General features: G+C 73.3%; 18 protein-coding genes. 11 read left to right on the forward strand and 7 right to left on the reverse strand.

Annotated elements, in window-relative coordinates; all coding sequences use genetic code 11:
• Positions 1-31: 31 nt before the first annotated feature.
• The 3 genes from OHS82_RS33170 to OHS82_RS33180 form a co-directional block, all read right to left on the reverse strand.
• Complete coding sequence (locus OHS82_RS33170; protein WP_328435106.1) at positions 32-1,729, reverse strand: nickel transporter; 1,698 nt, start codon at positions 1,727-1,729, stop codon at positions 32-34.
• The gene (locus OHS82_RS33175; RefSeq protein ID WP_328435107.1) at positions 1,726-3,570 is read right to left on the reverse strand and encodes a tetratricopeptide repeat protein; all 1,845 of its coding nucleotides are present in this window, start codon (positions 3,568-3,570) and stop codon (positions 1,726-1,728) included. Before OHS82_RS33175 ends, OHS82_RS33170 begins: the two co-directional genes overlap by 4 nt.
• Before the next feature lie 155 nt (positions 3,571-3,725).
• Positions 3,726-5,234 carry a DUF4331 domain-containing protein gene (locus tag OHS82_RS33180; protein ID WP_328435108.1) on the reverse strand — a complete coding sequence of 503 codons (1,509 nt, stop codon included), beginning with the start codon at positions 5,232-5,234 and terminating at the stop codon, positions 3,726-3,728.
• A gap of 210 nt (positions 5,235-5,444) precedes the next feature.
• On the opposite strand from OHS82_RS33180, the gene OHS82_RS33185 reads away from it, so the two are divergent.
• The 3 genes from OHS82_RS33185 to OHS82_RS33195 all read left to right on the forward strand — a co-directional run bounded on the left by OHS82_RS33185 (position 5,445) and on the right by OHS82_RS33195 (position 7,210).
• Positions 5,445-5,987: a sigma-70 family RNA polymerase sigma factor gene (locus tag OHS82_RS33185; protein WP_057579754.1), complete on the forward strand. Its 543-nt coding sequence runs from the start codon at positions 5,445-5,447 to the stop codon at positions 5,985-5,987.
• Entirely contained in the window at positions 5,984-6,802 is an 819-nt protein-coding gene (locus OHS82_RS33190) for an anti-sigma factor (RefSeq protein ID WP_057579752.1), read from the forward strand. The genes OHS82_RS33185 and OHS82_RS33190 overlap by 4 nt, the downstream gene beginning before the upstream one ends.
• Positions 6,803-6,928: 126 nt before the next feature.
• On the forward strand, positions 6,929-7,210 hold the full coding sequence (locus tag OHS82_RS33195) for a hypothetical protein (protein ID WP_063894273.1): 282 nt from the start codon (positions 6,929-6,931) through the stop codon (positions 7,208-7,210).
• Positions 7,211-7,245: 35 nt separating this feature from the next.
• Here the strand turns inward: OHS82_RS33195 and OHS82_RS33200 are convergent, their stop codons facing one another.
• The 4 genes from OHS82_RS33200 to hmgA form a co-directional block, all read right to left on the reverse strand.
• Positions 7,246-8,496 (reverse strand): CaiB/BaiF CoA transferase family protein, encoded by a 1,251-nt coding sequence (locus tag OHS82_RS33200; protein WP_328435109.1) that lies wholly within the window; start codon positions 8,494-8,496, stop codon positions 7,246-7,248.
• 82 nt (positions 8,497-8,578) lie between these two features.
• Complete coding sequence (locus OHS82_RS33205) at positions 8,579-9,745, reverse strand: type ISP restriction/modification enzyme (protein WP_328435110.1); 1,167 nt, start codon at positions 9,743-9,745, stop codon at positions 8,579-8,581.
• A 35-nt stretch (positions 9,746-9,780) separates the two neighbouring features.
• On the reverse strand, positions 9,781-10,530 hold the full coding sequence (locus OHS82_RS33210; protein WP_057579748.1) for a GntR family transcriptional regulator: 750 nt from the start codon (positions 10,528-10,530) through the stop codon (positions 9,781-9,783).
• 27 nt (positions 10,531-10,557) lie between these two features.
• The gene (gene hmgA / locus OHS82_RS33215) at positions 10,558-11,910 is read right to left on the reverse strand and encodes a homogentisate 1,2-dioxygenase (protein ID WP_057579906.1); all 1,353 of its coding nucleotides are present in this window, start codon (positions 11,908-11,910) and stop codon (positions 10,558-10,560) included.
• Positions 11,911-12,084: 174 nt separating this feature from the next.
• Here hmgA and OHS82_RS33220 point away from each other — a divergent pair, with 174 nt between their 5' ends.
• From OHS82_RS33220 to OHS82_RS33255, 8 genes are all read left to right on the forward strand, one after another.
• Positions 12,085-12,675 (forward strand): hypothetical protein, encoded by a 591-nt coding sequence (locus OHS82_RS33220; protein ID WP_328435111.1) that lies wholly within the window; start codon positions 12,085-12,087, stop codon positions 12,673-12,675.
• A 73-nt stretch (positions 12,676-12,748) separates the two neighbouring features.
• Positions 12,749-13,366, forward strand: a complete 618-nt coding sequence (locus tag OHS82_RS33225; protein WP_057579744.1) for a TetR/AcrR family transcriptional regulator — start codon at positions 12,749-12,751, stop codon at positions 13,364-13,366.
• A gap of 119 nt (positions 13,367-13,485) precedes the next feature.
• A complete protein-coding gene (locus OHS82_RS33230) occupies positions 13,486-15,723 on the forward strand; it encodes a molybdopterin oxidoreductase family protein (RefSeq protein ID WP_328435112.1) in 2,238 nt (745 codons plus the stop codon).
• Positions 15,724-15,864: 141 nt separating this feature from the next.
• Positions 15,865-17,301 carry a CitMHS family transporter gene (locus tag OHS82_RS33235; RefSeq protein WP_057579741.1) on the forward strand — a complete coding sequence of 479 codons (1,437 nt, stop codon included), beginning with the start codon at positions 15,865-15,867 and terminating at the stop codon, positions 17,299-17,301.
• A 19-nt stretch (positions 17,302-17,320) separates the two neighbouring features.
• Positions 17,321-18,571 carry an MFS transporter gene (locus OHS82_RS33240; RefSeq protein WP_057579739.1) on the forward strand — a complete coding sequence of 417 codons (1,251 nt, stop codon included), beginning with the start codon at positions 17,321-17,323 and terminating at the stop codon, positions 18,569-18,571.
• 103 nt (positions 18,572-18,674) lie between these two features.
• Positions 18,675-19,481: a hypothetical protein gene (locus OHS82_RS33245; RefSeq protein ID WP_328435113.1), complete on the forward strand. Its 807-nt coding sequence runs from the start codon at positions 18,675-18,677 to the stop codon at positions 19,479-19,481.
• Positions 19,468-20,172 carry a class F sortase gene (locus OHS82_RS33250; protein ID WP_057579736.1) on the forward strand — a complete coding sequence of 235 codons (705 nt, stop codon included), beginning with the start codon at positions 19,468-19,470 and terminating at the stop codon, positions 20,170-20,172. Before OHS82_RS33245 ends, OHS82_RS33250 begins: the two co-directional genes overlap by 14 nt.
• A 268-nt stretch (positions 20,173-20,440) precedes the next feature.
• Positions 20,441-21,796, forward strand: coding sequence for an ABC transporter ATP-binding protein (locus tag OHS82_RS33255; protein WP_057579735.1), 1,356 nt, complete (start codon positions 20,441-20,443; stop codon positions 21,794-21,796).
• Positions 21,797-21,853: the final 57 nt, after the last annotated feature.

A 21,853-nucleotide genomic window follows, 5' to 3' on the forward strand; every position in this document is an offset into this window, starting at 1 on the left:
GCGAAAGCCTCCGCAACCCCACAAACGTAGCTCAGCCGAGTACGGATGCGGCCCCCTTGAGCACCAGTCCGGCGCCGAGGGCGACCACGAGGAACGCGGACCACAGGGGCAGATTGCGGCGGACGAGGGTCACGGCCGGGTGGCCCGTCCAGCGCGGCTGCCGCTCCAGCAGGCGGGTCGCCCCGGCGCCCAGCCGGACGACGGCGAACCCGGCGGCGGTCAGGGTCAGCGCGAGCCCGACGCCGTACGCGACGACGAGCAGCAGCCCGAACCAGGCGTGGCCGAGCGCGGCCGCGCCGACGAGCACGACCACGGCGGACGGACTGGGCACCATGCCTCCGGCGAACCCGAGGAGCAGCGTCCCGCGGAGCGTGGGGGCGACGGCGTGGGTGTGGGTGCGGCCACCGTGGGAGTGCGTGTGGCCCCCGTGGGTGTGCGGACGGCCGTGATCGTGGTGGTGGTCGTGGTCGTGTTCCTGCGCGTGCCCGTGGTCGTGGTCGTGACTGTGCCCGTGGTCGGCGTCGTGATGGGCATGGGTGTGCGGGGTGGTGGCCCCGACCAGGGCGAGTTGACGCTCGGTGGTCTTCGCGGGCTCATGGGGGTGCGGGTGGTCGTGACCGTGGCCCTCGCCGTGCGGGTGGTCGTGACCGTCGCCGTGCGGGTGCGGGTGGTCGTGGCCGTGCGGGGCGTCCGGGCCTCGGCCGCGCCATGCGCGGCGGGCGAGGGTCGCGCCGGCGAAGAGCACCAGCGCCCCGCTCGCCAGCCCCAGCCAGGCGATCACCGACGGCGCCGCGGCCGAACCGGCGGTGACGAGCAGGCCGAGCGCGACGACGCCCAGGGTGTGCGTGACGGTGACGGAGGCGGCGAGCGGGAGGACGTCCTTCATGCGTGCCTTGCCGCCCCGCGCGGCCGCCGTCGCCGCCATGATGGTCTTGCCGTGCCCGGGCGCGACGGCGTGCATCGCGCCGAGGACCACGGCGATCACCAGGGCAAGCGCGGCGAAGCCGACGGTGAGGTCCTGCCGGGCGACCAGGTCGTCCAGCGCCCGGGTCCACCGGTCCGCGCCGCGGGGCAGCACGGACGCGGCCGGCGCGTCCCGGCTCTCCTCGACGAGAGCCGCGCCGCCGGGCCGCACCGTCACGGACGCGGTCGCGGTGTCCGCCGGCGAGGACAGCAACTCCTTGGGATACGTGGTCAGCTCGTGCGAGACCGACTTCTTCGGCACGTCGGATCCGGTGAGCGTCATCCGGTCGCCGCGCGCGGTGATCTCACGCCAGCCGGGTCCGGTGGAGGCGCCCTCGCTGTGGAAGGCGAGGGCGACGGTGCTCTCGTCGGGCAGCGGGGCCGTCAGCCGGCACTCGACGCGGAGCGTGTCGAGGCCCGCCTGACCGGGCCGCACGACCGCCTTGCTCGTGCCCGCGGTGAGCGTCACGGGCCGGCCGTCGACGGTGAGCCTGCTGCCGGTGGCGGCGGTGGCGCAGCGCTCCCGGGCCCAGGCGTCCATCCCCAGCCGCTCGATGTCGGGCTTGGCCTGGGTCGCCGGGATCTCGGCGAGGTCCTCGACGTGGTCGACGCGCAGCTGCCCGGGGGCGGCGACGAGTCCGTCGTACCGGTTGACGGTGAAGTTGCCGAGGGGGTGCGCGCTCGCGGCGGCGGAAGGAACCAGCACGAGCGCGCACCCGGCCGTGAACACGGCCGCGCAGGAGGCGAACAGACGACGTGAGATCACTTGGTCGCCTCCAGCGACTTGAGCGCCGTACGGGCCTCGCGGGCGCCCAGCACGGAGAAGCCGGGATTCAGCTTCAGGGCGGCGGAGAGGTGGGTACGGGCGTCCTGCGGATGGCCGGTCGCCTTCTCGATCACACCGAGGTGGTACAGGAAGGACGCGTTGCGGTAACCGGTGGCCGTGGCCTGTCGGGCGTAGGGGAGGGCCTCGGCGTCCTTGCCGTTGACGTGCAGAGCCCAGGCGAGGGCGTCCGCGGTGTGCACGGTGTGCCGGCGGGACCAGTCGTCGCGGGCCGCCCGCAGGGCCGTGGCCCGGTCGCCGTGGTCGGCGGCGGCGAGCGCGGTGTCGAGGTCGGCGTTGACGCCGTTGGCGCGGGCGATGGCGGTCCAGGCGTCGACCAGGGCGTACTGGTCGGCGGCCTTCGCCGCGTCCTGGGCCCCGCCCCGGGCCTCGTACAGCTCGCCGAGTTCGACCAGCGGGCCGGGCAGCGGGTAGCGGGCGACGATGAGTTCCAGTCCCTTGACGGCCTCCGCCTGGTGTCCGCTCGCCGCCTGGGCGCGGGCGCGGCCTTCCAGCGCGGGGAGGTAGTTCTCGTCGGCGGCGAGGGCGCGGGCGTAGTGGGTGAGGGCTGTCGCGTAGTCGCCCTGGTTCCAGGCGAGTTGCCCGAGCTGGGCGGCGACGTAGGCGATGTCGCCGGGCGAACTGGACGCGGCCAGCGCCCGCTCCAGGACCCGGCGGGCGGTGGTGACGTCGCCGCGCAGCTCGTGGACGTAGGCGTAGCGGGTGAACACCGGCACCCCGGGCCTACGCCGGTCCGCCGTGCGGACCGCGGCGTCGGCGTCGTCATAGCGGCCGAGCTCGACCAGGGCGTCGATCCGGGAGCTCAGGGCGCGTTCGTTGTAGGGGTTCTGCTTCAGCGTCCGGTCGGCGAAGGCCAGGGCGCCGGCGAAGTCGTGGCGCGCGGCGGCGAGGGCGGCCCGGCCGGCCAGGGCCTGGTCGTTGTCGGCGCGCAGGGCCAGGGAGCGCTTGAGGGCCTGCTCGGCCTGCGGGTAGCGGGAGGGGTCGCCCTTGGTGCGGGCCTGCTCGACGTAGGCGAGCCCGAGGGTGGCCCAGCCGCCGAAGTCACGGGGCTGTGCGCGCAGATGGGCCTGCAGGGCGGTGATGCTCGCGTCGAGGTCGCCGCCGGCGAGCAGCCCGGGGGAGACCGCCGCGGCCGCCGACACGGGCACCCCGCGCTGTTCGTGCACCGCCCCGAGCGCGACCGCCCCGGCGGTGAGCGCGACGGCCAGCATGGCGGCGCACGCCCCGAGGTGCACGGCCCGCCAGCGACGGCCCGCAGCGCCCACCCGCCGCACGGCGGCGACCCGCTCGTCACCGCCGTGCGGCGCCGCCTCGGCCGGCCGGGTGGGCTTACCGGACTCGCGGGCTTCGGTCTCCGTCACCCGCGTGGGCTCGTCGGAGTCGAGGGCTTCGGTCTCCGCCTCGGCCACCGGAGCGGGCTCCCCGGACCCGGGGGCTTCGGCGGGCTTACCGGACTCGCGGGCTTCGGTCTCCGTCACCCGCGTGGGCTCGTCGGAGTCGAGGGCTTCGGTCTCCGCCTCGGCCACCGGAGCAGGCTCCCCGGACCTGCCGGAGTCGCGCGCCTCGGCTTCGGCCTCTGCTTCGGATGCGGAGCCGGTGGTCCCGGTCCCGGGCACGTCGTCCCCGCTCGTGGCGCGCCGGGCCTCCGGCTCCGGCGCCGGCCGGCCCGTGCCGGGCTCCGGTCGCCGTGCCTGAGGTGCCGGCCGGCCGGCATCCGGGTGCCCGGGCTGCTCGCGCTCGCCGTCGTTCGTCCGCGGGGACATGCCCTCTCCTAGGTCGCCTGGATGGTTCGGTCTGCCGGTGTGGGGGTGTGGGGGTGGCGCGGCCCGCGCCGTGGGGGATGAGTTACGCGGGCCGCGCCAGTCGGTGGGGCAGGGCCGGGGAGCGCAGGATTCTCCCCGACCCGCTCAGGGAGGGCCTAGTAGGCCCTGCGCCGTCCGCGCCACCACATCAGGCCGCCGCCGATGAGGAGGATGCCCGCAGCGCCGGCGCCCGCGGAGGAGGCGATCAGCGCGGTGTTGCTCTCGGAGCCCGTCAGGGCGTCGCCGAGCTGGCTGCGCACGTCGGCGCCGCTCTTGGCGGACGCGCCGCGCGAGCCCTCGGTCGGCAGGGCCACGTACGGGAAGGACTTCTCGAAGTTCTTGTCGTTCTTGTCGACGGCGTCGCCCAGGTCGTTCTTGGAGCCGACCAGTTCACCCTCGACGACCTGCAGGGAGGCGTCGATGACGTCGTCGGTGAGGCGACGGCCGTTCGGGAAGCCCGCGTTGTCGCCGTCCAGGACGCCGAGCCGCTTGGGGCTGGCGGTCGGCTTGATGGAGGTGTTGAGGCGCAGCTCCTCCGACGGCGTCACGTAGGGCGGCTGGTTGAGGCCCTTGACGCCCTTCAGGAACACGTCGACGAGGTCGTTGCGCGGCTCGGCCGGCGCCTTGATCTTGTAGATCGCCTCGATGAGCTTGGGCAGCTCGGGGTTGGTGACGTTCTTCAGGAACTGGCCGTCGTCCTTCGGCTGGGACGCGTTGAACCGGTCCTTGTCCTTGATCGGGTTGACGACCTCGTTGACCAGCGGGTTGCCCAGGCGGGAGACCTGTGTGTAGTAGCCCTGGGCGTTCTCGCGCTGGGTGGTCGACCAGATGCCGACGATCGGCTGGTTCTTGTGCTCGATGATCATGTCGCTCGGGACCTGCAGCGCGATCGAGTTGACGTTGTAGCCCTTGAGCGTGTCGTTGCCGACCTCGGAGAGGTCACCGCCGTACAGCAGGTCGAAGACGCGCAGGTCCAGGAAGAACGGGTCGTCGGCCTGACCGGCGAAGGTCTTGGCGCCGTTGGGCAACTTGTAGATCGCCTGGTCGCGCAGCTTCTTGTAGTTCGGCATCGACGCCTTGCCCACGTTCGACGGCGCCACCGGCACGTCGTCCGCGATCTTCGTCCTGTGCGCGACCTTCCCCTTCTTCAGCTTGAGCAGCTCGAGGTCGTACGTCTGCGTGACGTTCAGGTCGGGGTCGTACAGACTGTCGACGGCGCCCGTGTTGTAGAGGAACGTCTTCTTGTTCTTCACGTGCGTCTTGAACGTGTAACGGAAGGTCAGGTCCTCCTTCGCGTCACCGTTGTTGTCGATGTGAAGGTCGTACTGGGCGTCCTCGGCGAACGGGAAGAAGTTCGGCCCGCCGGCCGGCTCCTCGAACGGGATCCAGTTGGCGACGATCGTCGTCGTACCCGCGTGGTCGGGACTGACGAACGCGTACACGTCCGTGTTGTCGTACTGCGGCGTCCCCGAGATGAGAGGAGCCTCACGGTGGCTGGACGCGTATGCGGCCCCCGGTGCCAGCGTGGCGGCGCCGGCGGCTGCGAGCCCCCCGGCGGCCAACGCACCGCATATGAGGGTCGCGACGCTCCTGCGTCCGTTGCCGCTCCTGGAGATAGCTGTCATGCCGTCCGTCCTCTGTGCCAAGTTGCCTGACGGACAGTGATACGGAGCGGAGGGGGGTTTCGGATTGGTCGAAACCAAAAAACTTTTAATTTCCTGCTCACCCGCGTTTTCGGCGCTCCCATACGTACCCCCTCACCGGAGGTGTGTGCGTTGCGGATGCCGGGTGTGACGGGACGGTCAGGGTGTGGCGGCCGCAGGAAGGGGGACGGCATGGAGGCGGACGAGCTTCTGGTGCTCGTGGCAGGAGGCGACCAGACGGCCTTCGAACAGCTCTACGGGCTGGTGTCCGGGCCGGTGTTCGGGCTCGTCCGGCGCGTCGTGCGGGATCCCGCGCAGTCGGAGGAGGTCGCGCAGGAGGTCCTTCTGGAGGCCTGGCGCTCCGCCGGCCGCTTCGATCCGAGCCGCGGCAGCGCCCTCTCCTGGATCCTCACCCTCGCGCACCGCCGCGCCGTCGACCGGGTGCGCAGCGCCCGCGCCGCCGTGGACCGCGAGCAACGCGAGGGACGCCGCTACCACGACCCCGCCTTCGACCAGGTGACGGAGGAGGTCGAGGCCGGACTGGAACGCGAGTGGGTGCGCCGCTGCCTCGGCCGCCTGACGGCTCTTCAGCGGCAGTCCGTCACCCTCGCCTACTACGACGGCTACACGTACCGTGAGGTGGCCGACCGGTTGTCGTTGCCGCTGGGCACGGTCAAGACACGGATGCGCGACGGACTCACGCGGCTGCGCGACTGCCTGGGAGGCGCCGTATGAGCATCCTCGGGATCTTCCGCCGGGAGGATCTTCACTCGCTGGCCGCCCCCTACGCGCTCGACGCACTCGAAGGGGACGAGCGGCGCCGCTTCGACAAGCATCTGAAGACCTGTGAACGCTGCTCGGCCGAGGTGCGGGCGCTGACCGAGGACGCGGTGCGGCTCGCCTGGTCGACCGCCGCCCCGCCGCCGGCCGCCCTGCGCGACCGGGTGCTGGCCGCGGTGCAGAGAACCCCGCAGGAGTCCTCGCGCGCCCCGGCCCGGGAGCACGCGCCCCAACTGCCCCCGCACGTCTGGGGCACACGACCACCGCCCAAACGCTCCCGAGCGCCCCGCGCGCGCCGCCCGCTGTTCGTGCCGTTCGCGACGGCCACCGCCGCCGCGGCCCTCGTCGTCGCCTCGCTGTTCGCCGTCCAGGCGGACCGCACCCGGGACGAGCTGAACGCCGAGCGCACCCAGGCACGTGAGATCGCCCACGTTCTCGCAGCTCCCGACGCCCGGGCGAGCACCGGACGGGACGCCCGGGGCCGCAGTATCGGAGTGATCGCTTCCGCTGCGGACGGCGAGGCGATCGTGACCTTGAGCGGCTACGGCGATCTTCCGGCCGGGCAGGTGCATCAGCTGTGGCTCATGCGCCCCGGCGCGCAACCGCGCTCCCTGGGGCTCTTCGCGAGCGACACGCCCTTGGTCGCCAGCGGTCTCGACAAGGCCGCGACGTCACTCGCTGTGACCGTCGAGCCCGACGGGGGATCGCCGCAGCCCACTACACAGCCGGTTGTCCAACTCACCCTGAAATCGGTCGGATTCGGAGAGTGATCGGGGAGGCGTCGTCAACCCCCTTACGGGGAAGGTGAATCCTGTGAGCTCGATACATGTGTGCCGCGACGGGGCGATAGGGTTACCCTGCCCGGGCCGGGTGGACTCGTACGGGTGGGGAGTGACATGGAACAGATAACGATGCACAGCAGGGCTAGGGTCCCCGCAATCACCTGCGGGAGCAGCGCGACCAGTTCGCGGCTGGACCGACATCTCTCGGTACTGGCGGGTCCCGCCATTCCGCAGCGCGAGACGCTCGAGGCGACCTCGCTCATGCGGGAGCTGACGGCCCGTGAGCCCGTACAGAACGCCGGCTCGACGACGGTGCGAGCACGGGTGAGCCGCGTCTCGCTCTTCGCCCCCCTGCGCCGCCTGCGCCGCTCGCTCTTCGGCGGGCACAAGCACTGACCGTCCGGCCCGCCCGTATGTACTGAGTCCCGCGCTCAGGCGGTCACACCGTCCCGGCGCAGCGCTGCGATCTCCTCGTCCGTCATCCCCACGGCACGCAGCACTGCTTCGGTGTGCTCCCCGAGCGCGGGCACGTCCCCCATCGGCGCCTCCGTCCCACCCGGCAGCGTGATCGGGGGCAGCAGCGCCCGCAGCGGTCCGACCGGCGTCCCCACCTCTCGCCACCGCTCACGGGCCGCCAGCTGCGGATGTTCCGCGACCGCGGGCAGATCCCTCAGGCGTGCGCAGGCGATGCCCGCGTCCTCCAGCCGCGCCACCGCCTCGTCGGCGCCCAGCGCGCAGAGCGCCATTGCCACCAGCGCGTCCGTGCGTTCCCGGTTCGTCACCCGTGCCGCGTTCGTCGCGTACGCCGGGTCCATGCCCAACTCGGGTCGGCCGATGACCTGTTCGGCCAGCCGCCGCCACTCCCGGTCGTTCTGCACCGACAGCAGCACTCCTGCGCCGTCCGCCGTCGGGTAGGCGTCGTAGGGCGCGATCACCGCGTGCGCGAGACCGGTGCGCCGCGGGGGTACGCCCCCGTGCATCGTGTGATGGAGCGGATGCCCCATCCACTCCGCCAGCGACTCCAGCATCGACACCTCCACCGGGCCGCCCCGCCCCGTCGTGCCCCGCCGCACCAGCGCGGCCAGCACGCCCGAGAAGGCGTACATGCCCGCGGCGATGTCCGCCGCCGGGATGCCCGCCTTGACCGGCTGCTCCGGGGTCCCGGTCACCGACACCAGTCCGGCCTCGCACTGCACGAGCATGTCGTACGCACGTTTGTCCGCGTAGGGGCCGCCGGCGCCGTAGCCGGAGACGTCGACCGCCACGAGCCGCGGGTGCGCCGCGCACAGGGTGGCCGCGTCCAGGCCGAGCCGGGCCGCGGCCCCCTGCGCCAGGTTCTGCACGAACACGTCCGCGCCGGCGATCAGCCGGCGCACCACGGCCAGGCCGCGCGGATCCTTCAGGTCCAGCGCGATCGACTCCTTGCCGCGGTTGCACCACACGAAGTGCGAGGCGAGGCCGCCGGCGGCGGTGTCGTAGCCGCGCGCGAAGTCGCCGCCGTCGATCCGCTCGACCTTGATCACCCGGGCGCCGAGGTCGGCGAGCTGCCGGGTCGCGAACGGCGCCGCGACGGCCTGCTCGACCGCGACGACGGTGAGCCCCTCGAGGGGCAGCGGCTCCGGCCGGGGCTCCGGCCGGGACGGGGGACGAGGCGTGTGCTGGGGCTGGGGCGGCTGGTCCATGGGGTGGATCATGACCTCCGTCCGCCCGGTCTGTCATGCGGGAGCCGGGCAGGTCCGGGCCGGACGGACCCGCGTACCGGCGCTAGATGAGGGCGAACTGGCCTTCCGGTCCCTCCTCGTGGTGGTCGAGGACCGTCGCCGGGTGACGTGCCGCGTCCGGGACCGGCAGGACGCCCGCCGCGCGCAGCTCCGCCGTGGTGACCGTGTCCGGTTCCGCCGCGGCCGACTCGGCCCGCCGTGCGCCGACTTCCGCGAGCAGCGCCAGCACCGTGATCAGTTCCAGGAGTTCCGAGGTCCACGACTGCTGCCAGGCCGCGGGGCGGATCGCGGCCAGCGTCCCCGGCTCGGCCTCCTGGGCCGTCCGTGCCGCGAACCAGCGCTCCAGGACCCGGACCCCGGGCTCCGACTCGGCGTCCCACGCCTCGGGCGGGACGGGCGACACCCGGCCGTCGTCCAGCCGGAGCGTCTCCTCGTCGCGGTCGTACCGCAGGGTGAGCGGGCGGGCCGGGATCGGGGCGCGGACGTAGGGCCGGCGGCCGCCGGGCAGTTTGGGCCGCTCGCCGTGCCGCCGCAGCAGCCACAGCACGCGACGGCCCGACTCGACGCCGTGCGCCCACAGCTCCCGGTCCCGGGTGAGCGGGACGGTGAGATCCGGGCGGACGGCGGTGAGGGTCCACGCCAGGAAGTCCACCGGATCGGGGGAGTGGCCCAGCCGGCGCAGCAGGTCGGGCAGGCCGGGCGCCAGGTTCGGCTCCACGCCGCCCGGCCGCCGGTACAGCGGCCGGATGCGGCCCGGCCGCAGCAGGGGCAGCACGGAGGTCGCCAGCAGGGGGCGCGTCGCCGTCTGCGGCGTCTCCACCACGAACACCTGGGCGTCGTCCGCGACCCTCCACAGCTCCGGGCGGGCGGTGTCGAGAAGACGGTGATCGGGGATCAGCCACTGCTCGTCGAAGGGCGCCGCCAGCACCCGTACGGGCTCGGGGCAGGGGCCGACGGCGCGGGCCAGCCGTTCGGTGCCGCCGGACCGGCCGGGCAGCTGCCCGACCGCCGTGTACAGGGTGCGTGAGCGCGTCGGCTCGAAGAGGGCCTCGCGGTCGGGGCCCTCGGCCTTCAGCAGCGCGTCCCAGCGGGCCTTCAGGGACGCCGGGTCGGGCGCCGTCGGCCACCCCCGACCGAGCCGCGGCGGTGCGACGGACCACGGCATGAGGTCCGCAAGCTGCGGAGCGTCGTCGGGCGTCACGCCGGGCATCGTACGACGGCTCGCGGACCGCGTGGCACGGTGCGTCACGTCGCGTCGAGGGTGACCGTGAAGGAGAAACGGTCGCCCCGGTAGTGGATGACGGCCGCGTCCAGGGCCCGGCCGTCGGAGTCGTAGGTGACGCCCGTGTAGTGCAGGATCGGGCTCAGCAGCGGGACCCGGAGCAGCTGCGCCGTCTCGGGGTCCGCGAGCCGCGCCTCCACCGTGTCGGTGATGCGGCCGATGTCCACGCCGACGACGTCCCGCAGCACCTTCGTCATCGGCCAGCGGACCAGGTCGTCCGGGTCGATGCGGGCGGCGAGCTCGGGACGGACGTAGTTGCGGGCGTGGTTGGTGGGCTCGCCCGTCTTCTCGTCGCTTCGCAGGCGGTGGTACGTCCCCACCTCCGCGAGGTCCGGGAAGTGCTCGGCGACCTCGGCGGGGACGGCCGCCCGGCCGTGGTCCAGCAGCTCGGTCGCCATCCCGGACTGCTGGGCCACGATCGCGTCGACCGAGCCCAGCAGCCGGACCGGGGCCCCGCGCCGCGCCGTGGGCTCGATGAACGTGCCCCGGCGGCGGTGCCGGGTGATCAGCCCCTCGTCCTCGAGCTCCTTCAGGGCCTGCCGCATGGTCAGCACGCTCACCCCGTAGTGCCCGGCCAACTGCTCCTCCGTCGGCAGCCGCAGGGGGTCCCGGGGCGAGCGGCCGAGTATCGAGGCGCGCAGCGACTGCGACACCTGGTACCAGAGCGGCAGCTTTCGGGTGAGGACGATCGAGTCCGGGGCGAAGGAGGTCACGGGCCTATCCGTACCGGTCGGGAACGTTCAGTGCAATGTGCCGTCGGACGTTCCGGCGGACGGACGGAAGTGACGCTCGAGGCCCTGCCACACGTCGTCGTAGCGCTGCTGCAGATGATCCGCCCGCGCCGCCTGCGGGGTGAGGACGAGCGGCCAGCGCGTCTCGAACATGAACGCCAGCCCGTCGTCGACCTTGTGCGGCTTCAGGTCGGCGGCGCTCGCACGGTCGAACGTCTCACGGTCGGGGCCGTGCGCCGACATCATGTTGTGCAGCGAGCCGCCGCCCGGCACGAAGCCCCCCTTCCCGGCCGTCTTGGCGTCGTAGGCGCCCTCGATCAGGCCCATGTACTCGCTCATCACGTTCCGGTGGAAGTACGGCGGCCGGAAGGTGTCCTCGCCGACCAGCCAGCGCGGGGCGAAGACCACGAAGTCCACGCCGGCCAGGCCGGGGGTGTCGGACGGGGACGTCAGCACGGTGAAGATCGACGGGTCCGGGTGGTCGTAGGAGACCGACCCGATGACGTTGAAGCGGCGCAGGTCGTACACGTACGGCACGAGGTTGCCGTGCCAGGCGACGACGTCGAGCGGGGAGTGGTCGTAGGTCGCGCTCCACAGGTGGCCGCAGAACTTGTTGACCACCTCCACCGGTCCCTCGACGTCCTCGTAGGCGGCGACCGGCGCCCGGAAGTCGCGCGGGTTGGCGAGGCCGTTGGCGCCGATCGGCCCGAGGTCGGGGAGCCGGAAGGGGGCGCCGTAGTTCTCGCAGACGTAACCGCGGGCCGAGCCGTCCAGCAGGTCGACGCGGAAGCGGACCCCGCGCGGGATCAGCGCGACATGGCCGGGCTCGGCGTGCAGCAGCCCGAACTCCGTGCGCAGCAGGAGCCCGCCGTGCTCGGGGACGATCAGCAGCTCGCCGTCGGCGTTCCCGAAGACGCGGTCCATGCCGGCGTTCGCGTGGTACAGGTGCACGGCCATGCCGCTGCGCTGGGCGGCGTCCCCGTTGCCGCCGACGGTCCACAGGCCGGCCAGGAAGTCGGTGCCCCCGGGCGGCTCCGGCAGCGGGTCCCAGCGCAGCCGGTTCGGATCGGCGACGGTCTGTGTGAAGGGGCCGGTGCGCAGCGCCCCGTCCGGGGCCCGGGTGAAGGCCGGGTGCGCGGCCGACGGGCGGATCCGGTACAGCCAGGAGCGGCGGTTGTGGGCGCGCGGCTCGGTGAACGCCGTGCCGCTGAGCTGCTCGGCGTACAGGCCGAGGGGCGCGCGCTGGGGCGAGTTGCGGCCGTCGGGCAGGGCCCCGGGGACGGCCTCCGAGGCGTGTTCGTTGCCGAACCCGCTGAGGTGGGCCGGCCCCTCGGCCGTCTTGCGTGCGTCCCCGCTGCTCATCATGGCTCCCTTGCCGGTGATTCCTATGCAACACCGTAGGATTGCGGTTTCCCGGACGCAAGAGGTCCGCCGGAGGTCCGCCGGTGTCCTCCTCTCGGAGGACGATCACGGCACGGCCGGAACCAGACTTCAGGGGGATCCGTGGGCGGGGGCCGGTGCTCTAGTGTCCGGTTCATGTCGTGGACGCGCCCCCTTCCCGCCGCGCTCGCGGTCTCTGTCCTGTTGCTGACCGGATCCGCGGGCTGCGCCTCCGGCGACGGGCTCGGGCAGGGGACCGCGGCGTCGCCCTCGCCGGTCGGCAAGGTCCTGGACCACACGGACGACGACGGGCGCCACTACCGCCAGGTGGCGCGGAAAGGGGCTCCGGAGGTCGGCGTGGAGGTCCAGCCGGACGGCTCGGGCGGCTGGGACGTGCGGCTGAAGCTGGCCAATTTCCGGTTCTCGCCGACGGGGGCGCCGCAGCGGGCCGTCACCGGTCGCGGCCTCGCCCGGCTCTACGTCGACGACCTGCCGGTCGCCGACCTGCGCACCCTGGCGTACCGGATCCCGGCCGGCTATCTCCCGCACGGCACCCATCACGTCACCGCCCGTCTCTACGCGGACGACGCGACGGTCTGGGCGGTGGAGGGCAAGCCGGTGGAAGCCACGGCGGACGTCACGGCGTCGGAGTCCTCGGCCGCGTCCGCCGTGCCGCCCGGCGGGCTTTTGGCGGGTTCGCCGACCGGGTCGCCGACCGGGCCCCCGACGGGGTCGCCGTCCCCCTGAGCGCGTTGAGTGCATCAGGCATGTTTCTCCGTACCCAGGGGTGAGGTTCACCCGGCCGCGGCGGAAAGGCATCATGAAGTCCGTGCCCCAAGCGACATCGCTCCGTCGTGCGCCCGTGCAGCGGCGCAGTGCCGAACGGCTGACCAGGATCCTCGACGCCTGCGCCGACCTGCTGGACGAGGTCGGCTACGACGCCCTGAGCACGCGGGCCGTCGCCGAGCGCGCCGGCGTCCCCATCGGCTCCGTCTACCGCTTCTTCGGCAACAAGCGGCAGATGGCCGACGCGCTCGCTCAGCGCAACCTCGAGCACTACTCCGAGCGCGTCACCGAGCGCCTGCGCGGAGCCCGGCAGGGCGACTGGCGGACCGCGATGGACGCCGTGCTCGACGAGTACCTCGCCATGAAGCGCACCGCGCCCGGCTTCTCGCTCGTTGACTTCGGCAACCAGATCCCGGTCGGCGCGCGGCACGCCGAGCCCAACCACCGGGTCGCCGACCGGCTCACCGAGCTGCTGGCCGCCCACCTCGTCCGTGAACCCGACGACGATCTGCGCCGGGTGTTCCTGATCGCCGTGGAGACCGCGGACACCCTCGTCCATCTGGCCTTCCGGGTGGACCCGGAGGGGGACGCGAAAGTGATCGACGAGACCCGCGAGCTGCTGAGGGCGTATCTGGCCCGCGTGCTGGACTGACCCACGCGCAGCGGCGGCCGGTGGCGCGGGCACGACCGCTTCCGGGCGGGACCTCCCCAGAAGTCATACCGGTCGGTATGCTCGGCCGGGACGAGGCAACGCCGCCCCCAGGAGGACCCGTGTCCCGCACCGCCCTGCGAATCTGCCCCCTGTGCGAGGCCACCTGCGGGCTCACGCTCACCATCGAGGGGACCCGGGTCACCGGCGCCCGCGGCGACCGGGACGACGTGTTCAGCAAGGGCTTCATCTGCCCCAAGGGCGCCGCGTTCCCCGCCGTGGACGGCGACCCCGACCGGCTGCGCTCGCCTCTCGTCCGCCGTGACGGAGAGCTGCGCGAGGCCACCTGGGAGGAGGCCTTCGACGCGGTGGCCGCCGGGATCCGGCCGGTCGTCGAGCGGCACGGCCCGAACGCCGTCGGCGTCGTCCTCGGCAACCCCAACGTGCACACCGTGGCCGGCGGCCTCTACCCGCAGCTGCTGGTCGGCGGGCTGGGCACCCGCAGCCTGTTCACCGCCTCCACGGTCGACCAGATGCCCAAGCACGTCTCCAGCGGACTGCTCTTCGGCGACGCGGGCGCGATCCCCGTCCCGGACCTCGACCGCACCGACCACCTCCTCCTCATCGGCGCCAACCCCCTGGAGTCCAACGGGAGTCTGTGCACCGCCCCCGACTTCCCCGGCAAGCTCAAGGCGCTCAAGGCCCGCGGCGGCACCCTGACGGTCATCGACCCGCGCCGCACCCGCACCGCGAAACTCGCCGACCGGCACGTCGAGATCCGGCCGGGCGCCGACGCGCTGCTCCTCGCGGCCATGGCGCACGTGTTGTTCGAGGAAGACCTGGTGCATCTGGGGGAGTTGACCCCGCACGTCGAGGGACTGGCCGAACTCCGCGACGCCGTACGGGACTTCACTCCCGAGGCGGTGGCCCCGGCGTGCGACGTCGACGCCGGGGTGGTGCGCGCGCTCGCCCGGGAGCTGGCCGCCGCCCCGACAGCGGCCGTATACGGCCGCATCGGCAGCTGCACGGTCCCGTTCGGCACCCTCGGCAGCTGGCTCGTCGACGTCCTGAACGTGCTCACCGGCAACCTGGACCGGCCCGGCGGCGCCCTCTTCCCGCAGGCCGCCACCGACCGCACGCCCCGCCCCGCCGGCCCCGGCCGCGGCTTCCGGCTCGGCCGCTGGCACTCCCGGGTCGGGGGGCACCCGGAGGCCAAGGGCGAACTGCCGCTGTCGGCGCTGGCCGAGGAGATCGACACCGCCACCGAGGAGGGCGAGCCGATCCGGGCGCTGGTCGTGGTGGCCGCCAACCCCGTGCTGTCCGCGCCCGACGGCGACCGGCTCGACAAGGCGCTGGAGTCGCTCGACTTCATGGTCAGCGTCGACCCCTACCTGAACGAGACCTCGCGCCACGCCGACGTCGTCCTGCCGCCGCCCCCGCCCTCCCAGAGCCCGCACCACGACTTCGCCTTCAACACCCTGGCCGTGCGCAACCAGGTCCGCTACTCCCGCCCCGCCGTCCCGCTGGAGCCCGGCCGGATGGCCGAGACGGAGATCCTCGCCCGGCTGACGCTGGCGGTGACCGGCATGCACGGCGCCGACCCGTCGGCCGTGGACGAGCTGGTCGTCGGCCAGACCCTCGGCAAGGTCGTCCAGGAGCCGCACTCGCCCGTGCACGGCCGTGCCCCGCAGGAGCTCGCCGCGCAGCTCACCGGGGAGAGCGGCCCCGAACGCCGGCTCGACATGATGCTGCGCCTCGGCCCTTACGGCGACGGCTTCGGCGCCCGCCCGGACGGTCTGAGCCTCGCCCGGCTGCTGGAGAGTCCGCACGGCATCGACCTCGGGCCGCTCGGCCCCCGCCTGCCGCAGCCGCTGAAGACGGTCTCCGGCCGGATCGAGCTGCTGCCGCAGCCGATCGCCGGTGACCTCCCGCGGCTGCGCGAGTCCCTGGAACGGCGGCCGGACGGGCTCGTCCTGGTCGGCCGCCGCCATCTGCGGTCCAACAACAGCTGGATGCACAACGTCCCCGCGCTCACCGGCGGCACCAACCGCTGCACGCTGCAGATCCACCCCGAGGACGCCGAACGGCTGGGCGTGCGCGACGGCGCGCCGGTGCGGGTGACGGGCGCCGGGGGCGAGGTGACCGCACCGGCCGAGGTCACCGACACCGTGCGCCGGGGCGTCGTCAGCCTGCCGCACGGCTGGGGTCACGACCGCCCCGGAACGCGCCTGAGCCATGCCGCCGCCGACCCCGGAGTCAACGTCAACCAGCTCCTCGACGGCAGTCTGCTCGACCCCCTGTCAGGCAACGCGGTCCTCAACGGAGTGCCGGTCCGACTGGCCGCGATCCCGACGCTGTGACCTGAGCAAAGCTGTGACCTGGAGTTTTGCGCTTATTGCTCGCGCGTCAACGTCTTGTTAACCCTGTTTGAACGGACCTAACGTCAACGCACCGCCGACCCCCAGGTGGGATGTTCAAGGGCGAACGTTAGGTATCCATTCATGTTGACCATCCTCGGCTTCGCGATGATCGCGACCTTCCTGGTCCTGATCATGCTGAAGAAGATGTCGCCGATCGCGGCGCTCGTCTTGATCCCGGCACTGTTCTGCGTCTTCGTCGGGAAGGGCGCCAAGCTCGGTGACTACGTCATCGACGGCGTCACCAGCCTCGCCCCCACGGCGGCGATGCTCATGTTCGCGATCGTCTACTTCGGTGTGATGATCGACGTCGGCCTGTTCGACCCGATCGTCCGGGGCATCCTGAAGTTCTGCAAGGCCGACCCGCTGCGCATCGTCGTCGGCACGGCACTGCTCGCCGCGATCGTCTCCCTCGACGGCGACGGCTCCACCACCTTCATGATCACCGTCTCGGCGATGTACCCGCTGTACAAGCGCCTGAAGATGAGCCTGGTCGTGATGACCGGCGTGGCCGCCATGGCCAACGGCGTGATGAACACGCTGCCCTGGGGCGGCCCCACCGCCCGCGCCGCGACCGCGCTCAAGGTCGACGCCAGCGACATCTTCGTGCCGATGATCCCGGCCCTCGCCGTGGGCCTCGTCTTCGTCGTCGCGCTCTCCTACGTCCTCGGCCGCCGCGAGCGGGCCCGGCTCGGCGTGCTGACCCTGGACGACGTGCTGGTGGAGGAGAAGGCCGAGCAGACCGAGACGGTGCTCGTGGGGGCCGGCGGCTCCGGCACCGGCATCGGCTCCGGAACCGGCAAGGCGGCCGCTCCGGCCGGCGGCTCCGGCGCGGCGGCTCTCGGCGACGCCGCCGCCGAAGACGCTGACGACGACGGCTTCCGGGGCCTCGACCCGCACCGCGCCACCCTGCGCCCCAAGCTGTACTGGTTCAACGCGCTGCTCACGGTCGCGCTGCTGACCGCCATGATCATGGAACTGTTGCCGATCCCGGTGCTGTTCCTGCTCGGCGCCGCGCTCGCCCTCACCGTCAACTTCCCGCACATCCCGGACCAGAAGGCCCGGCTCGCCGCCCACGCCGACAACGTCCTCAACGTCTCCGGCATGGTCTTCGCCGCCGCCGTCTTCACCGGCGTCCTCCAGGGCACCGGCATGGTCGACCACATGGCCAGGTGGATGGTCGACGTCGTCCCCGAGGGCATGGGCCCGCACATGGCGCTCGTCACCGGCGTACTGAGCCTGCCGCTCACCTACTTCATGTCGAACGACGGCTTCTACTTCGGCGTCCTGCCGGTCCTCGCCGAGGCCGGCGCGGCGCACGGCGTCACCCCGCTGGAGATGGCCCGCGCCTCGCTCGTCGGCCAGCCCCTGCACATGTCGAGCCCGCTGGTCCCGGCCGTCTACGTCCTCGTCGGCATGGCCAGGGTCGAGTTCGGCGACCACACCCGCTTCGTGGTCAAGTGGGCCGTCCTGACCTGCCTGGCGATTCTCGGCGCGGGCATCCTGTTCGGGATCATCTGACCGCCCGGTGGAGGAACGTGTGAGGCCCGGCAGGAACCGCGGCTGGCTGCTCCGTCTCGTCATCGCCTTCGGCTTCGCGCAGGGGGCGGTGTCGATGGCGCGGCCCGCCGTCTCCTACCGGGCCCTCGCGCTGGGCGCCGACGAGGGGGCCGTCGGCGTCGTCGCGGGCGTCTACGCGCTGCTGCCGCTGTTCGCCGCTGTGCCGCTCGGCCGGCGCACCGACCACGGCCGGTGCGCCCCCCTGCTGCCGGTCGGCGTTGCCCTCATATCCGGCGGCTGTGTGCTCAGCGGGCTCGCGGGCTCCCTGTGGACGATGGCCCTGTGGAGCGGCGTGATGGGGCTCGGGCACCTCTGCTTCGTGATCGGCGCCCAGTCGCTCGTCGCCCGGCAGTCCGCGCCGCACGAACAGGACCGCAACTTCGGCCATTTCACCATCGGCGCCTCGCTCGGCCAACTGGTCGGCCCGGTGGCGGCCGGAGCGCTGATCGGCCGTGCCGACATGGCGGGCAGCAGCGCGCTCGCCCTGCTGGTGGCGGGCGCGGGCTGCGCCGTCGCGTTCACCTCGCTGTGGCGCATCGAGCACCGCGACCTCGGACCCGACTCCCGTACGGGGCACGGGGACCAGGTCCCCGTCCTGCGCATCCTGCGGGCCCGCGGCGTCCCCGCAGGCATCCTCGTCAGCCTCTCCGTGCTGTCCGCGACCGACATCCTCACCGCCTACCTGCCGGTGGTCGGCGAGCACCGGGGCATCGCGCCGTCCGTCGTCGGCGTGCTGCTCAGCGTCCGCGCGGCCGCCTCCATCGCCTGCCGGCTCGTCCTCACCCCGCTGCTGCGGCTGCTCGGCCGGACCGCGCTGCTCACGGTGACCTGTCTGCTGGCGGCCCTGCTCTGCGTCGGCATCGCGCTGCCCGCGCCGGTCTGGGCGCTGGGCGTGATGCTCGCGCTGCTCGGCTTCTGCCTGGGCGTCGGACAGCCGTTGTCCATGACGACGGTCGTCCGGGCCGCGCCGGACGGCGCCCGCTCCACCGCCCTCGCGCTGCGCCTCACCGGCAACCGGCTCGGCCAGGTCGCCGCGCCGGCCGCCGCGGGCCTGGTGGCCGGGCTCGCGGGTGTGGCCGCGCCGTTCGCGATGCTGGGGGCGCTGCTGCTGCTCTCCTCGGGGGTGGCCCTCAGGTCGCCGCGGGAGGTCCGCGGAGAGGAGGAGGCGGGGGCGGGCCCGTCCGCCGGTCGCCGGTCCGGGGCGGGATTGCGCCGGTCGAGCGACGTCTGACGGCGCGTCGGGCGGCCGTCCCACCGTCGGGGCCGCCGATGTGAAAGAGAGTCAGGTGCAAGAGCGATTTGTATGAAAATCGTCCTGACTCGGAGGAATGCGCATGTCCAGCTCGACGCTCCCGCCCGCCTTCGGCACCCGCTTCGGCGCCACGGCTCTCACGGTGCTCGCCGCGGCGGGGTTCACCTGCTTCGCGGCACCGTCGGCCGTGGCCGTCGGGGAGGCCGGCGACATCAGGATCCACCGTGAGCACGTGCCCCCGGGCGTCTCGAAGGACGACCCGGTGGCCTGCCGGTTCTACCTCGACGCCGCGAACTTCGCCGACCTCACGACCGTCAACTACATCATCGACGCGAAGCCCCCGACGCAGGGCACCGCCAGAGTGACCGGCACCATCAACCTGGCCCAGGGCGCCGGGCACACCGACACGCTGGGGCTGGCCGAGGGAACCTACACCCTGACCTGGGAGCTCCCTTCCGCCACGGGTGGGGTCGTCACCTCGACCAGGGTGAAGGTCTTCAAGATCAACTGCCGGGAGGACGGGCGCGCCGGAGGGAACCAGGGCCCGAACCGCCCGATCACGGACGACGGCCGGGAGGTCGGGGCCGCGAACGGCCAGGGCGGTGGCGGCCAGAACGGCACCGCGCAGGGCGCGGGCGGCCGTGAAGGCGCCGGCCGTGAAGGCGCCGGTCGTGAAGGCGCCGGTCGTGAAGACGCAGCGCAGGGCGGCGGCGCCTGGAACGGCGAGAAGGGCGGTCCCGAGGGCGGCGTCCACGCGGGCGGCGGCGGTCTCGCCGACACCTCGCAGGCCTTCACCCCGCTGGCCGCCACCGCGGCCGTCGGCCTGGTGGCCGTCGGCGGAGTCGCCTACTTCCGTCTGACCCGCCGGCGCAACCATGGTGCCGCGTAGGCGCGGACGCAGGCCCTGGCGCCGGACCCGTCTCTTCCGTCTCACCAGGACGGCCGTGCTCGCGGTCGTCCTGGTGACGGCGGCAGTCCGGTGCGGGGGGCACGACGTCCCGGGTGCGCCGCCCGGGGCCGGGCGGACGGCGGCCCACGGGTCCGCCGGGCCGGCCTCCGCGGGCGACGCCGGTGAAGAGGGCGGGAAGGGGCCGGAGCACGCCGGGCCGCCGCCCCGCCCGCTGCCCCGGTCCCCGGCGACCGTCCTGCGGGTGCCGTCGCTGGGCATCGACGCGCCGATCGTCCCGCTGCGGCTCGACCCCGACCGGCATCTCGGGACGCCGCCCCTCGACGAGCCGGGGCTCGTCGGCTGGTACGCGGGCGGCCCCACCCCGGGCGAGCGGGGCGCCGCCATCGCGGTCGGGCACCGCGACACCAAGACCGGCCCCGCGGTTTTCGCCGGCCTCGCGCGGGTGGCCCGGGGCGCCCGGATCGAGGCGAGGCGTGCCGACGGTCGCACCGCCGTCTACACCGTGGACCGTGTCCGGGTCTTCGACAAGGACACCTTCCCCGACAAGGAGGTGTACGGCCCGACCCGCCGCCCCGAGCTGCGCGTGCTCACCTGCGGCGGCCTCTTCCGGCGGGCGACCGGGTACACGAGCAACGTCGTCGTCTTCGCCCATCTGACGGCGACCCGCTGAACCGGCGCCGGGACGCCTGGAGCCGGGACGCCCCCCATCGTCCCCGCCAGGCCCCGCCCGTCCCGGAGCGGCCCCGGGGACCGGGCAGAACCAGGCGGTCCGGTTCGTCGCCTGCCGGACGCCCGCGTCCGATCCGGCCCCCTCTCTTCCCCCCGCCGTGCACGGTCCGTTAGCTTCCGTGACTCAGCAGCCTCGTTCGGTCCGCTCGCGACAGGCCGGATCGCGGAGCACCGGCTGGGCAGGCCCACGAGTCCCGGGGACGCTTCTCATGACACGCGCCATCTCCCTGCACGACGTCAGCAAGGTCCACGCCCGAAGCGGCCGGGTCGTGGACCGGCTGTCGCTGGACATCGCGCCCGGCGAGTTCCTCGTCCTGCTCGGCCCCTCCGGCTGCGGCAAGTCCACCGTGCTCCGGATGATCGCGGGCCTCGAGGACATCACCGAGGGCCGGCTGACGCTCGACGGGGCGTACGCCAACGGCCTGGCGCCGTCCGAACGGGACATCGCGATGGTCTTCCAGAACTTCGCGCTCTACCCGAACATGACCGGCCGCGACAACATCGGCTTCCCGCTGCGCATAGAGTCGCCCGGCGCCGATCCCGGCCCCCGGGTGGACGCCACCGCCCGGATGCTCGGCATCGAGGACCTGCTCGACCGCTTCCCCGGACAGCTCTCCGGCGGCGAACGCCAGCGCGTCGCGATGGGCCGGGCCATCGCCCGCCACCCCTCGGCGTTCCTGATGGACGAGCCGCTGTCCAACCTCGACGCCAAGCTCCGCAACCACCTGCGGGCCGAGATCTCCAAGCTCACCCGGGAGCTGGGCGTCACCACCGTGTACGTCACCCACGACCAGGCCGAGGCCATGTCGCTCGGCGACCGGGTCGCCGTCCTGCGCGGCGGGGTCCTCCAGCAGGTCGGAGCCCCGCGCTCGGTGTACGCGCTGCCGCGCAACGTCTTCGTCGCCGCCTTCATCGGCACCCCGCGCATCAACCTGCTGCGCGGGGTGGTCCGCGCCCCGCTCGACGGCGCCATGACGGTCGTCCTCGGCAAGCAGGCCCTGCGCCTGCCCGAGCCGCTGTCCCTCGACCACAAGCTGCTGCGCGTGCAGCAGGGCCGGGAGGTGATCGTCGGGCTGCGCTCGGAGGCGGTGCGCATCGCCACGCCCGCCGAGGCCCGGCCGGGCGAGACGCACATCACCGGCCTGGTGGAGCACGTGGAGTTCCAGGGTCACGAGGTGCTGGCGCACTTCAACACCGGCTCCAGGCTCGCCGTCGTGCCCGAGCTGGAGGCGCCGCGGCCGATCCCGCGGCCGACCCGGCGCCGCCGCCGCGAGGGCGGGGTGCTGGACCGGCTGCGGGAACGGGCGGGCGGCCTGCGGGGCGGACCGGTCGGGGTCCTGCAGGAGCGTCCGGAACACGCCGGGGGAGGGGAGAGCGCGCGGCTATCCTCGTCCGCCGAGCCCCGCGCACTCGGCGACCTCGTGGTGCGCACCACCCCCGACTTCGACCTCCGGCACGGCATGCAGGTGCCGCTCCTCGTCGACATCGCGCATCTCTTCGTCTTCGACCAGCACGGCGACCGGATCAGCCCGGCCCCGGACCGGCTGCCGGACCTGGACGAGTGAGCGGACGTCGTCCCGTGTCCCCTGGTGCCGGAAAACTAACGACGCTAGTTTAGGGCG

It is taken from the genome of Streptomyces sp. NBC_00425 (assembly GCF_036030735.1).
GTDB lineage: Bacteria > Actinomycetota > Actinomycetes > Streptomycetales > Streptomycetaceae > Streptomyces.